The sequence below is a fragment of the Streptomyces sp. PA03-1a genome (genome assembly GCF_033792805.1).
Lineage (GTDB): Bacteria > Actinomycetota > Actinomycetes > Streptomycetales > Streptomycetaceae > Actinacidiphila.
The window spans coordinates 1-13,304 of sequence record NZ_JARAVO010000254.1 but is presented as its reverse complement, the minus strand read 5'-3'; the positions used below and the strand labels follow the sequence as shown (position 1 = coordinate 13,304).

Annotated in this window: 10 protein-coding genes; 8 read left to right on the top strand and 2 right to left on the bottom strand. The window is 74.4% G+C overall.

The window, feature by feature from the left end; all coding sequences use genetic code 11:
• Window positions 1–133: 133 nt before the first annotated feature.
• From PV341_RS37855 to PV341_RS37840, 4 genes are read left to right on the top strand one after another with little or no spacing between them, the layout of a single operon-like run.
• Window positions 134–1,000 (top strand): AAA family ATPase, encoded by an 867-nt coding sequence (locus tag PV341_RS37855; RefSeq protein ID WP_500360193.1) that lies wholly within the window; start codon window positions 134–136, stop codon window positions 998–1,000.
• On the top strand, window positions 997–2,142 hold the full coding sequence (locus tag PV341_RS37850) for a vWA domain-containing protein (protein WP_500360192.1): 1,146 nt from the start codon (window positions 997–999) through the stop codon (window positions 2,140–2,142). The genes PV341_RS37855 and PV341_RS37850 overlap by 4 nt, the downstream gene beginning before the upstream one ends.
• Window positions 2,135–3,247, top strand: a complete 1,113-nt coding sequence (locus tag PV341_RS37845) for an XdhC family protein (protein ID WP_500360191.1) — start codon at window positions 2,135–2,137, stop codon at window positions 3,245–3,247. The genes PV341_RS37850 and PV341_RS37845 overlap by 8 nt, the downstream gene beginning before the upstream one ends.
• Before the next feature lie 14 nt (window positions 3,248–3,261).
• Complete coding sequence (locus PV341_RS37840) at window positions 3,262–3,894, top strand: SRPBCC family protein (RefSeq protein WP_500360190.1); 633 nt, start codon at window positions 3,262–3,264, stop codon at window positions 3,892–3,894.
• A gap of 86 nt (window positions 3,895–3,980) precedes the next feature.
• On the opposite strand, the gene lpdA is transcribed toward PV341_RS37840, so the two are convergent.
• Both lpdA and PV341_RS37830 read right to left on the bottom strand, forming a co-directional pair.
• Window positions 3,981–5,381, bottom strand: a complete 1,401-nt coding sequence (gene lpdA / locus PV341_RS37835; RefSeq protein ID WP_500323783.1) for a dihydrolipoyl dehydrogenase — start codon at window positions 5,379–5,381, stop codon at window positions 3,981–3,983.
• Window positions 5,382–5,534: 153 nt separating this feature from the next.
• Entirely contained in the window at window positions 5,535–6,239 is a 705-nt protein-coding gene (locus tag PV341_RS37830; protein WP_500323782.1) for a glycoside hydrolase family 75 protein, read from the bottom strand.
• Window positions 6,240–6,437: 198 nt separating this feature from the next.
• Between PV341_RS37830 and PV341_RS37825 the strand changes: the two genes are divergently transcribed.
• The 4 genes from PV341_RS37825 to PV341_RS37810 all read left to right on the top strand — a co-directional run bounded on the left by PV341_RS37825 (window position 6,438) and on the right by PV341_RS37810 (window position 13,118).
• A complete protein-coding gene (locus PV341_RS37825) occupies window positions 6,438–7,475 on the top strand; it encodes a polysaccharide deacetylase family protein (protein ID WP_500323781.1) in 1,038 nt (345 codons plus the stop codon).
• A gap of 157 nt (window positions 7,476–7,632) precedes the next feature.
• A complete protein-coding gene (locus tag PV341_RS37820) occupies window positions 7,633–10,131 on the top strand; it encodes a SpoIIE family protein phosphatase (protein ID WP_500360188.1) in 2,499 nt (832 codons plus the stop codon).
• Between the two features lie 996 nt (window positions 10,132–11,127).
• Entirely contained in the window at window positions 11,128–11,496 is a 369-nt protein-coding gene (locus PV341_RS37815; RefSeq protein WP_500323779.1) for a DUF485 domain-containing protein, read from the top strand.
• A complete protein-coding gene (locus PV341_RS37810; RefSeq protein ID WP_499515121.1) occupies window positions 11,493–13,118 on the top strand; it encodes a sodium/solute symporter in 1,626 nt (541 codons plus the stop codon). The genes PV341_RS37815 and PV341_RS37810 overlap by 4 nt, the downstream gene beginning before the upstream one ends.
• Window positions 13,119–13,304 lie beyond the last annotated feature (186 nt).

The window sequence follows — 13,304 nt, the reverse complement described above, 5'->3', positions numbered from 1 at the left end:
TTTTTCTTACCAAAGATGGACTACGAGATGTGGGGCGGGTTCGTTGGCTCGGAAAGGTGTAAAAGAGACAGCCACCGCCGGGCCCCCGGCGCACACGACCGGCCCGCTCCCGGGGATCGCGGGCCCCGAGCAGATGCGGGCCCGGCTGGAGGAGACCGGCTACCTGGTCGACGACGGCCTCGCCGTCGCCTGCTACCTGGCGCTGACGCTGCACCGCCCGATCTTCTGCGAGGGTGACGCGGGCGTCGGCAAGACCGCACTGGCGCACGCGCTCGCCGAGGCGCTCGGCGCGCCGCTGATCCGGCTGCAGTGCTACGAGGGCATCGACGCGTCGCAGGCGCTGTACGACTGGGACTTCCCCCGGCAGCTGCTGCACCTGCGGGCGGCCGAGGCGGCGGGCGTCAGCGATCCGGAGACCCTGGAGGGCGAGCTCTACAGCCGGCGGTTCCTGCTGGCGCGGCCGCTGCTGCGGGCCCTGGAGACCAGCCCCTCGGTGCTGCTGGTCGACGAGATCGACCGCGCGGACGACGAGTTCGAGGCCTTCCTGCTGGAACTGCTGTCGGAGTACTCCGTCACCGTCCCCGAACTGGGCACCCTGCGCGCGCAGTCGCCGCCCGTGGTGGTGCTCACCTCCAACCGCACGCGCGAGGTGCACGACGCCCTCAAGCGGCGCTGCCTCTACCACTGGTTCGACCATCCCGGCTTCGAGCGGGAGCTGGCGATCGTACGGCGCAGGCAGCCGCACGTGGCGGCCCGGCTCGCGGCGCAGGTGACGGCCGTGGTGCAGCGCCTGCGGGAGCAGGACCTGGTGCGGCCGCCCGGGGTGGCGGAGACCATCGACTGGGCGGAGGCACTGGCCGCGCTGGGGGCGACGGAACTCGACGCGGACCTGGCGATGACCACCCTCGGCTCGGTGCTGAAGTACCGCGAGGACGCGGAGCGGGCGCGTTCGCTCGACCTGTCGGAGATCCTCGCCGCGCGGGCGGGCGGGTCGCGGTGAGCACCGTGCGCACGGTCACGGCGGACGGCACGGCGGGGGTGGTGGGCTTCGCCCGCGCCCTGCGGGCCGCCGGGGTGCCGGCCGGCCCGGACCGGGTGGCGGCGTTCCTGGCCGCGCTCGGCCGGCTCGACCCGTCGCGGCGCCGCGACGTGTACTGGGCGGGACGGCTGACGCTCTGCGGCGGCCCGGACGACCTGGAGCGCTACGACCGGGTCTTCGCGGCCTTCTTCGACGGCGGGCGGCCGCCGCACCGCCGGGTGCGGCCGGCGGTCCGCCCGGTGCGCCCGCCGGCGGTGCCGCGTGCCGTGCCCGGGGACCGCACCACCGGTGAGGAGGCGGGTGACGGGCCCACCGCGACCGCGCTCGCCAGCGCGACGGAGGTGCTGCGGCACCGTGACGTCGCCGCCATGACCGCACCGGAGCGGGCCCAACTGCACCGGCTGCTGGCGGTGTTCGCCCTGGACGGCGAACCGCGCCGTACCCCCCGGCGCCGTCCGGCGCGCCGCGGGGACGTGGATCCGCGGCGTACCGTACGGGAGTTGCTGCGCCGGGGCGGCGAGCCTGCCGCGCTCCCGCGGCGGGCCCCGGCCCGCAAGCCGCGCCGGGTGGTGCTGCTGCTGGACGTCAGCGGGTCGATGGCCCCGTACGCGGACGCGCTGCTGCGGTTCGCGCACGCCGCCGCGCACGGTTCGCGCGGCCGCACGCCCACCGAGGTCTTCACCCTCGGCACCCGGCTCACCCGGGTCACCCGCGAGATGGCGCGCCGGGACCCGGACGCCGCGATGGCCGCTGTCGGGGCGGCGGTGCCCGACTGGAGCGGCGGGACCCGGCTCGGGGAGACGCTGCGGGCGTTCCTGGACCGCTGGGGGGCACGGGGTACGGCGCGCGGCGCGGTCGTCGTGCTGCTGTCGGACGGCTGGGAGCGCGGCGACCCCGACCTGCTGGCCGCGCAGATGCGGCGGCTGGCACGGCTGGCGCACCGCGTGGTGTGGGCCAACCCGCGCAAGGCCAGGCCCGGGTACGCGCCGCTGGCGGCGGGGATGGCGGCGGCGCTGCCGAGCGTCGACGCCTTCGTGGAGGGGCACAGTCTGGGCGCGCTGGAACGTCTGGCCGCCGTGGTGAGAGGAGCCGACGGTGCGTGAGATCCTTCCGGCGCTGAACGACTGGTACGCCTCGGGAACCCCCTTCGGGCTGGCCACGGTCGTGGCGGTGAGCCGCAGCGCGCCGCGCGGACCGGGCGCGGCCATGGCGGTGGGACCGGACGACGAGGTCGTCGGCAGCGTCTCCGGGGGCTGCGTGGAGGGCGCGGTCTTCGAACTGGCCAAGGAGGTCGTCGAGTCGGGCGAGGCCCGGCTGCACACCTTCGGCTACAGCGACGCCGACGCCTTCGAGGTCGGCCTGACCTGCGGCGGTGAGATCACCCTGCTGGTCCGTCCGGTGTCCCCGGCCACGGACCCGGGCTTCGGCGACGTGGCGGCCTCCGTCGCCGCGCGCCGCCCCGTGGTCACCGCGACGGTGCTGGACGGTCCCGCGCCGCGCGGCGCCACGCTCACGGTGTGGCCGGACCGGGTCGCGGGCACCCTCGGAGCGGAGGGCCTGGACGCGGCGGTCACCGACGACGCCCGCGGTGAGCTGGCCCAGGGCGCGACCGGGCAGCGCCACTACGGGCGGCACGGCGAACGGCGCGAGGACGACGTGACGGTGTTCCTGCAGTCCTTCGCCCCGCCGCCGCGGATGCTGGTGTTCGGCGCGATCGACTTCGCGGCGGCGGTGGCGCGGATCGGGCTGTTCCTGGGCTACCGGGTGACCGTCTGCGACGCCCGTCCGGTGTTCGCGACCCCCAAGCGCTTCCCCGAGGGCGTGGAGGTCGTCGTGGACTGGCCGCACCGCTACCTGGGCGGCACGGAGACCGACGACCGCACGGTGGTGTGCGTCCTCACCCACGACCCCAAGTTCGACGTGCCGCTCCTGGAGGTCGCGCTGCGCCGCCCGGCCGCGTACATCGGCGTCATGGGCAGCCGGCGGACGCACGACGACCGGCTCAAGCGGCTGCGCGACACGACGCTGGCTCCGGCCGAACTGACCCGGCTGCGCTCGCCGATCGGGCTGGACCTGGGCGCGCGCACCCCCGAGGAGGTCGCCGTGTCGATCGCCGCCGAGATCATCGCGCTGCGCTGGGGCGGCAGCGGCACCCCGCTGTCGGGCACGGCCGGCGCGATCCACCCTCCGGTGCTCAGGCCGGTGTGACGAGGAGGAGATCAATGGAACTGCACCACGAGTTCGAGGTCCCCGTCCCGGTGGCGGACGCCTGGCGGGCGCTGCTGGACATCGAGCGCGTCGCGCCGTGCATGCCGGGCGCGACGGTGGAGGAGTACGACGGCGAGACCGTGAGGGGCTCGGTGAAGGTCAAGGTGGGCCCGGTGACGGTGACCTACCGCGGCACGGCGGTCTTCGAGGAGCGGGACGGGACCGCGCACCGCGTCGTGCTGGCCGCCCGTGGCAAGGAGGTCCGCGGCCAGGGCACGGCGCGGGCGACGGTGACCGGCACCCTGGCGGAGAAGGACGGCACGACGGTCGTCTCGGTGACGACCGACCTCGCCGTGACCGGCCGGCCCGCGCAGTTCGGGCGCGGCGTGATGGCGGAGGTCGGCGACCGCATCATCGGCCAGTTCGCCGACTGCCTCGCCGGCCGGCTGGCCGCCCCGCAGCCCCCTGCCGGGGGCGAGGACGCCGCCGAGGACGCGCCCGCCGCACCGGCGAACCGCGAGGACGAACCCATCGACCTCCTGCGCATCGCCGGCGCCCCGGTCGCCAAACGCGCCGCGGCAGCCGGTCTGCTGGCCGCGGCCGTCGGTGCGCTCGTCGTCTTCCTGCTACGCCGCCGCCGCCGCTGACGCGGATGCGGATGCGGGCGAGGCGCCCGGCCGACGCCTAGCCGGTGCCGTTGGGCAGCAGGGCGTTGGCCGTGGTGCGGGCGGGCTCAGAAGTTGATCATGTGGCCGGCGAGGCCGTGGAGCGCTTCCTGGACGGCCTCGCTGAGGGTGGGGTGGCCGTGGACGTTGCGGGCCAGTTCAGCCGCCGTGAGGTCCCACTTCTGGGCGAGCGTCAGCTCGGGCAGCAGCTCGGTGACCTCGGGGCCGATCAGGTGCCCGCCGAGGAGTTCGCCGTACTTCGCGTCGCTGATGAGCTTCACGAAGCCGCTCGCGTCGCCGAGGCCGTGCGCCTTGCCGTTGGCGGTGAAGGGGAACTTGGCCACGCGCACGTCGAGGCCGCGCTCACGGACCTGCGCCTCCGTCCACCCGAAGCTGGCGATCTGCGGCTGGCAGAAGGTGACGCGCGGGATCATCACGTAGTCCAAGGACATGGTCTCGGCCTCCGCGATGGTCTCGGCGGCGACCACGCCCATGGCCTCGGCGGCGTGGGCGAGCATCAGTTTCGCCGTGACGTCGCCGATGGCGTAGATGTGCGGGACGCTGGTGCGGCAGAACTCGTCGATGTCGATGGCACCGCGCTCGGTGAGCCGGACCCCGGTCTGCTCCAGGCCGTAGCCGGAGATGCGCGGCTGGAAGCCGATCGCCTGGAGCACCTTGTCGGCTTCGAGCGTCTGCCGCTGGCCGCCGGTGGTCACCATGACCTTGACCGAGTCGCCGGCGTCGTTGATCGCCTCCACCCGGGTCGAGGTGAGCACGTCGATGCCCAGCTTGCGGTACTGGCGGGCGAGTTCGGCCGACACCTCCTCGTCCTCCAGCGGCACGATCCGGTCGAGGAACTCCACGAGGGTCACCTTCACCCCGTAGTTGTGCAGGACGTACGCGAACTCCACGCCGATCGCGCCGGCGCCCGCGATGAGGATGCTCCGCGGGAGCGTGTCCGTCATGATCTGCTCCTCGTACGTCACGACCCGCTCGCTGAGCGAGGTGCCGGGGAGCAGTCTGGTGGTCGCGCCGGTGGCGATGATGCAGTGGTCGAAGGTGACGGTCTCGCTGCCGCCGGAGCCCAGCGCGACGTGGAGGGTGTGGTCGTCGGTGAAGGTGCCGTGGCCCTCGAACTTCGTGATGTCGTTCTTCTTCATCAGGAAGTGGACGCCCTTGACCCGGCCGTCCGCGACCTTGCGGCTGCGCGCGAAGGCCTCGCGGTAGTCGAAGCTGACCTCGCCGTTCACCCGGATGCCGAAGGTCCTGGCCTCCTTGGTGAAGATGTGCGCCAGTTCGGCGTTGCGCAGCAGGGCCTTGGAGGGGATGCACCCCACGTTGAGGCACACCCCGCCCCAGTAGCGCTCCTCGACGATCGCCGTGCGCAGGCCCAGCTGGGCGGCCCGGATGGCGGCGACGTACCCCCCGGGACCCGCGCCCAGGACGACGACGTCAACGTGTGTGCTCATGCGGCGACCCCTGTGTGGACCACGGTGCGGAAGCTCGAGCGGGCCGGACGGTCCCGTCGCCCACGATCACGCGCCGGGGGCGGCCGCGCAACACGGGGGTGGCGTCCGCCGCGTCACGTCGGCCGCCCGGCGTACGTCCGGGTCCTGGGCGGATCAGTTGTTCGCGACGAACTGGCGGGCGAGCGCGTCGCCGACGGAGACCGCCTTGGTGTGGCTCTCGATCGGCGCGACGGAGGAGTTCTTGAAGAGGATGTACGTCACGCCGGACTCCGTCCCGCCGGTCTCCGGGTCGGGGTCGATCCCGAGGGCCTGCGCGGTGGCGTAGGAGGCCTCGCCGATGATCGCGGTGGGGCCGGTGTCGCCGACGACGGCGTACTCGACCTGCCCGCCGTACACGATGGCCACCACGCCGCCGCCCTTGATGCCGGCGCCGCGGTAGTCCCAGGTGCCGCTGGGGCTGGGGACGACGACGTAGGGGAGCGTCTCGGCGTTGAGCGGGCGGCCGTCCGACTGGTGGAAGGCCGTGTCGTCCTGGAACCAGGGGTCGGTGTCCCAGTTGCAGCGGGCGGTGACCTGGCCGTCGCAGTCGATGTCCATGTCGGCCTTCCAGAACACGGCGCCGTTGGCACCGCAGACCGGGACGGTGGCGGAGGTCTCCTCGTCGGTGCGGTACCTGCCGCTGGAGATCTGCGTACAGCCGTTGACCTTGGCCAGTAACTGGGCGGCCGTGACCGAGCCCTCCTGGGGACTGCGGGGGGACGACCCGGCGGTACCGGCGGCGCCGGCGGCGGGGGTGAGGAGGGCGGCCAGCAGGGTGGCTCCGGCCCCGGCGGTGGCCAGTGCGAGGCGCTTGCGCACGAGGGACTCCTTCCGTTAGGAAACTTTCCTAACCCACAGCTTGGCATCTTGTCTGGGCCATGCCAAGAGGACGAAGGTCCCGCCGGCGAAGGACCCGAAGATGACCGAAAGACCGAGGGCACGCCGCCGCGCGCCGCCTACGGTGGGGGGCTGATCCGCATGCCCGGCATGCACGCAGCGGCCCCAGGAGGTACCACCGTGGCACTGACGACCCGCGCGACCCGAGCCCTCGGAGCAGTCGCGGCGGTGACGCTCGCCGGAGCCACGCTCGCCGCCTGCGGCACGGAGCACATGATGCAGGCCGCGGGCAGCGCCGCCTCGGCGCCCTCCGTCCGTGCCGCCTCGCCCTCCGCGCCCGCCTCGCCTTCCGCGCCGTCCGCGTCCTCGTCGGCCCCCGCTGCGACGCCGTCCACGGCACCCGGGGCTCCGTCCGGCACGCCGGGCGCGGCCCGCCCCCCGGCGGGCACCGCGCACCACGACGCCCCGCACCACGAGACCGCGCACCACGACGCCGCCGCCCCGGGGACCGCCCGGTCGCAGGCCCCCGCGCACGGCGCGGACCCGCAGCGCGGCGGCACTGGGGCCCACGGCACCGCGGTCCAGGCCCCCGCCCATGGCACGTCAGTGACCGCGCGCTCGATCCAGCACGGCGTGGAGGCCCCGGGCAGGTCGGTGGCCCTCACCTTCGACGACGGCCCGGACCCGGTGTGGACCCCCAAGGTCCTGGACGTGCTCGCCCGGCACCACGCCAAGGCCACCTTCTGCGAGATTGGCCCCAACGCCAGGGCCCACCCCGACCTGGTGCGGCGGATCGCCGCCGCGGGACACCGGCTGTGCGACCACTCCGTCCACCACGACGAGGCGCAGAGCCGCAAGTCGCAGGAGTACAACCGCCACGAGATACTCGACGCCCAGAGCGAGATATCCCGCGCCGCAGGCTCCGGCGACACCGCGCTGTGGTACTACCGGGCCCCCGGCGGCGACTTCTCCCCCGCGATCCGCGCCATCGCCGCCGACCACGGACTGCGCCCGCTCGGCTGGACCGTCGACTCCGACGACTGGCGCCGCCCCGGCGCGGAGGCCATCCTCGCGACCGTGAACTCCGAACTGAAGCCGGGCGCCATCGTGCTCATGCACGACGGCGGCGGCGACCGCAGCCAGACCGTGCAGGCGCTGGAGACCCTGCTCGACCGGCTCGACGCGGCCGGCTACACCTACACCTTCCCCCAGCGCTAGATCCACGGCCCGGGCCCGGCCCCGCCGGGGCGCGCCCGCGTGCGGAGCTGGTCGAGGATGGGGGAAACGGAGGACACGACCCGCGTTCTTCTCACACCCCGTGACGATTCCCTGCACACGGGCTGCGCCGGGGCCCCGGAGGCGGTGTAATGACCACGTGGTCAGCGACGGCGCGAAAGGACGCAGAGTTCGGGCGCTGTCCGCCGAGCTCGCGCTCAAAACGCTCCGATCCGACCTTGGCCAGTCCGCCCGCCTGCGATCCGTCATCGAACAGGCGCTGGTCTTCACCGGTGCGACCCACGTCGCCGTGTACGCACCCTCGGAGACCGGCGGGGAGTTGTGCCTGGTCGCCTCGGCCGGGGTGCCGCGCGCCCTGCACGGGCTGCGCCAGAGCTACGCGACGGACGGCGGTTCCCCCATGGCCGTCTCCGTGCGCCAGGACCGCGTGGTGTCCGCGGGGCCCGCGGAGGTCGCCCGGCTGACGGGGAACGGGACCCCGGAGCCGCTGGAGGTCTCGCTGACCGCCCTGCCGCTGCGGGCGGACCATGTGAGCGTCGGCTGCCTGGTGGCGGTCACGGACCAGCCCGGCGGCTTCGACACGGAGGACCGGCAGCGCCTCGAACTGTTCGCCACCGCGATCGGCCACCCCGGCCCGACGCCCGGCGACGCGTGCGGCGACGCCGACCCGATGGCCGGGGCGGAGTCCCGGGGCACCGGGTTCACCCTCGACATGGACACCGGCTGGATCAACGTGGGCGACGACGTGCTCGCCCTGTTCGGCCTGGAGCCCTCGGGGTTCGACGGCCGGGTGGAGACCCTGCTCGCGCTGACCCTCCCCGAGGACCTGCCCGCGCTGATGTCGGTGGTGGAAGCCGGGCACATGGCCACCGGCGACCGCGAGCTGGAGTTCCGCATCCGCCGGCCCTCCGGGGAGCTGCGCTGGCTACGGCTGCGCGGGCGGGTGCTCTTCGCCCCGGACGGCCGCCCCGTACGGCTGCTGGGCACGGTCGGGGACGCCTCACGGATGCGCGCCGGGGTCAACGACGTGGGCCGGGTGCAGCAACTCGCCGCCGACCTGGCCAACGCCGCGACGGTACGGGACGTCAGCGCGGTGGTGGTGGCGGCGCTGCGCCGCCCGCTGAACGCCGACCGGGTCGCGCTCGCCGAACTGGAGAACGACCGGCTGGTGGTCACCGTCCTCGACCCTGCGGACCCCTCCGCGTGGCCCGAGGTGTGGCGCACCGAATGGCGTTCGGAATGGCCGGACGCACCGACCCGGGCCATGCCCACGCTGGCGACCGCGCTGCGCGAGGGCCGGGTCGCCTTCTGGCCGACCGGGGCACCGCTGGAGTCCACGCTGGCCGGGGTGGGCCCCGGCGGACTCGCGGTGCTGCCGCTCCCCGCGGCCGGACGGGTCGTCGGCTGCTGCCTCATCGGCTGGGACGAGCCCCACGAGTTCGGCGCGGACGAACGCGCCGTGCTGACCGCCGCGGCCGGGCTGGTCGGCCAGGCGCTGGTCCGCGTACGGGCCTTCGACGCCGAGCACGAACTGGTCGGCACCCTCCAGCGCACCCTGCTGCCGCGCCGGCTCCCGGTGCTTCCGGGCGGGGTCGCGATCGCCCGGTACCTGCCGACGACCGGCGGGCTGGAGGTCGGCGGCGACTGGTACGACGTCATACCCCTGCACGACCACCACGTCGCCCTCGTCATCGGCGACGTCCAGGGGCACAACGCCGGGGCCGCCACGCTCATGGGCCAGATGCGCACCGCGATCCGCGCCTACGCCGTGGAGGGCCACTCCCCCGACGTCGTGGTGTCGCACGCCAACCGCCTGCTCATGGGCATGGAGACCGACCTCTTCGCAACCTGCTGCTACGTCAGCATCGACATGGAGGAGGGCAGTGCCTGGTGCGTGCGCGCCGGTCACCTGCCCCCGGTGCTACGGCTCCCGGACGGCACCACCCTGACCGTGGAGGGCGACGGCGGGCCCCCGCTGGGCGTCGTCGACGACGCGGACTTCCCGCTGATCCCGCTGCGGCTGCAGATCGGCACCGTCCTCGCCCTGACCACCGACGGCCTGGTCGAGTCCGCCGAGCTCCCGATGGACGACGGCATCGCGCGGATGTCGCGCGAGCTGTCCGAGGCCGACCCCTCCCACCTGGGCCGCATGGCGGACGCCCTGCTGAGCAACGCCACCCGCAGCGACGACATCGCACTGCTGCTGATGCGTTACGACGGCATGGCCGTCAAGCCCGTGCGCGAGAGCTGGACGGTGTGGCGGCTCCCCGACGCCGCCTCGCACGCCCGCCGGTTCACCGCCCGCACCCTGCGTGCGTGGGGGCTCGGCGAGGCGGCCGACACGGTGCTGCTGGTCGTCTCCGAGCTGGTCACCAACGCCCTGGTGCACACCGAGGGCCAGGTCCGCCTGGACATCACGCTCACCGGCGACCGGCTGCGGATCGCCGTGGGCGACGGCTCGCCGCGGACGCCGGTCAAGCCGGCGATCATCAACTGGCACGACACCGGCGGCCGCGGCATCCTCCTCGTCGAGGCGATGTCGGCGGCCTGGGGCACGATGCCGCTCAGCGGCGGCAAGCAGGTGTGGTGCGAGATCCCCGTCCACCCCCCGCACGTCGAGCCGGGCAGCGGCAGCTGACGCGAGCTGCCGGGGGTGCGCGCGAGGGACCGGTTGCACGGGCGGCAGTTGCGCCCGGCGCCTGACGCGGCCTGGGGCGACGGCACGCGTCCCCGCCACGAGGCGCCGCCGACCGGATCCCGTGGGTCCTCGCGCACGGGACGCTGGTGACGCGCAGTCGCCGCCTGCGCGAGCAGCCTCTGCTGCGGGTCAAAGGACTCGATGCCACGCCTGGCGTGCCCCTTCGCCCGGACCCCTCAGGCCGTCCGTGTGGGCCCGCGCGCCGGACACGAGCGTGGGGAGCCTGCCGAGTGCAGCAGTCCCCGGCTCGCCGGGGGCAGTTGCGTCCGCGCGAACATGCGGCGCAGCCCTGGCTGGGCGGCGCGCGCCCGCGCCGCGCGCTGTTCCCGCGCCCGGCGGGGTCCCACCGGCGAGGCGGTGCCCGCGCCGGCCGGCACCGTGAACTCCGCTGGGGCAAGGAACAGTTCCGGCGGCCCGGGTGTCGCGAAGGCAACGCCCGGACCCCGGCGTGGCGGTCGCACGGGCCCCTCCGACCGTCCACGCTGAGGCAGCACGGCGCCGGGCGGGAGTCGCTTCCGGCACACAGGCCCGGACGGGCGGGCGCGCGCCCGCGCCGCGAGGTGCCCCTGCCGGTCCGCGCGACGGCCCAGCCGCGGCAACCCCGTCACGCCGGTCCTTCGCCCGCCCGGGCACAGGGCCCCGCGTCGCCACACCGAGAAGCACCCGCGCCCTCACGCGGGCACCACACCATCGCTCCGAACCCGCCCCGCACGCAGGCACGTTGCCGCCTGGCCGGGCGCCGGCAGCGGGTCCGCGAGGGGCCGGTCGGCTTGGTGCTCCAACCGTGACCTGCAGCACCTCTTCCCGACATGCCGACCAGTCGGTATCGTGCGGCCACCCCGGGGCACCGACGCCCAGGGGCGTACCGGTCGAACCTGCCCGTCCCCCCACCGCGCCCGCACACCCTCGCCACGCAAGCCGCTTGGAGACCGCGCGATGACGTACTACGGCGACACCTGGCACCACCGGCAACCACCGCCGCCCGCACCGGCACCACCACCGCGACCACCCGTGCGGCCCGTCGAGCTCAGGCGGCTGCGTTCGGCCTACCGGCTGCTGCGGCGGGTCTCGGCGCTCACCGCGCTCGGCTACTTCCTGGCCTTCCTCCTGCTCTCCGTGCTCGCGCGGGACACGATGGGCACGAGGGTCGCCGGACAGCTGACGCTCGGCACGCTGATGGGGCTGTCGCAGCTCGCCGTCACGTTCGCGGCGATCCGCTGGTACGAGCGCAGCGCGCGGCGGTCGGTGGACCCGCTGGCGCTGCGCGTGCGGCAGCGGGAGACGGCCGACGGGGCCGCCCGGTGAACCGGTTCGCGGCCGCATACGACTCGGGGACGCAGACCGTCGTCCTGCTCTTCTTCACGTTCCTGGTGACCTGCACGCTGCTGCTCAGCGTCTTCGCCGGGCCGGAACGGGACGACCTCGCGGAGTTCTACACGGGCTACCGCACCCTCACCCCGTTCAAGAACGGCCTGGCCATCGCGGGCGACTACATCTCCGCCGCGACCGTCCTCAGCACCACCGGCATCATCGCGCTCTTCGGCTACGACGGCTTCGTGCTGGCGACCAGCACCGGCATGTCGCTGGTGGTGCTGATGTTCCTGCTCGCCGAACCCCTGCGCAACGCGGGGCGGTTCACCATGGGCGACGTCCTCGCCCGTACGATGCGCGGCCGGTCCGTGCGGATCGCCGCCAGCGTGGTCACCCTGGCCGCGTGCCTGCCGTTCCTCATCGTGCAGCTTTCGGGGGCGGGTTCGCTGCTCACCGCCATCCTGGACATCCACCTCGACGGTGCACGCACGGTCTCCATCGCCATGATCGGCACCCTGATGGTCGTCTACGCGGCGATGGGCGGGATGCGGGGCACGGCGCTGATCCAGATCATCAAGATCGTGATGCTGCTGGGCAGCAGCGCCGTGGTCGCCGCGCTCGTCATGAGCCGCTTCGGCTGGAGCGCGGACGCCCTGCTGCGCGCCGCGCAGGCGGGCAGCGGGGCCGGCGAGGCGTACCTGCGGCAGGGCCTGGAGCTGGGGCGGACCACCGAGGGGAAGCTCGACTTCATCGGGCTGCAGCTCACGGTCGTCCTCGGGGTGGCCTGCCTGCCGCACGTGACGATGCGTCTGTACTCGGCGCCCGACGCCCCTGCCGTGCGCCGCTCGATGTCCTGGGCGGTCGGCGCGGTCACCACGTTCTGCCTGCTGGGCACGGTCATGGGGGCGGGCGCGGCCGCCATGGTCGGCGCCCGGCTGATCACGGGGGCCGACCCCGAGGGCCGTACGTCGGTGCTGATGCTGGCCCGGGCGTTCGGGGAGGCCGCGCCGTCGATCGGCGAGACGCTGCTGTACGCCGCCGTCTGCGGGACGGTGTTCGTGACGCTGTTGTCGTCGGTGTCGGGACTTACCCTCGCCGCGGCCTCGTCACTGGCGCACGACCTGTTCGGGCACGCGATGCGCGACGGACGGGCCGCCCCGCGCACCGAACTGGCGGTGGCCCGCTGGGCGGCCGTGGGTGTCGGCGCGGCGGCGGTGGCCCTGGCCGCGCTGGTCCAGGACTGGAACGTCGCCGTCATGACGACGACCGCGCTGGCGATCGGCGCCTCCGCGGTGGCGCCGGCCCTCACGTACTCGTTGTTCTGGCGGGGCTTCGGCCGCACCGGCCTGCTGGCCGCGCTGTACGGCGGCACAGGGTGCGTCCTGCTGCTGACGGTGTTCTCCACGGCGGTGTCCGGCGGCCCCACGGCGCTCTTCCCGGACCGTGACTTCCACTGGTTCCCGCTGCAGACCGCCGGATTGGTGTCCATCCCCTTCGGCTTCCTCGCCGGCTGGCTCGGCAGCCGCTACGACCGGCGGCGCCGCGACGGGACGGCCGCCGAGAGCAGGCGGCGCTACGAGGCGGGCGAGGCACGGCTGCTGGCGGGCGCCGGCTAGTCCAACTCCCCGTCACCGGGGGCTTGTCAGCGCTTCGGACAGGGGTCACCCTCAGTCGGAACCGAATCCGATTCTGATTCGGTCGGGCCGGGAGGAGCCCTCCCGGACGGCAGGCCGCCCCGCCGCCGGAGCGCCGGGCCGACCGCGCGATCCGATCCACGATCCCCGTTCCCCGACCCCCGTTCC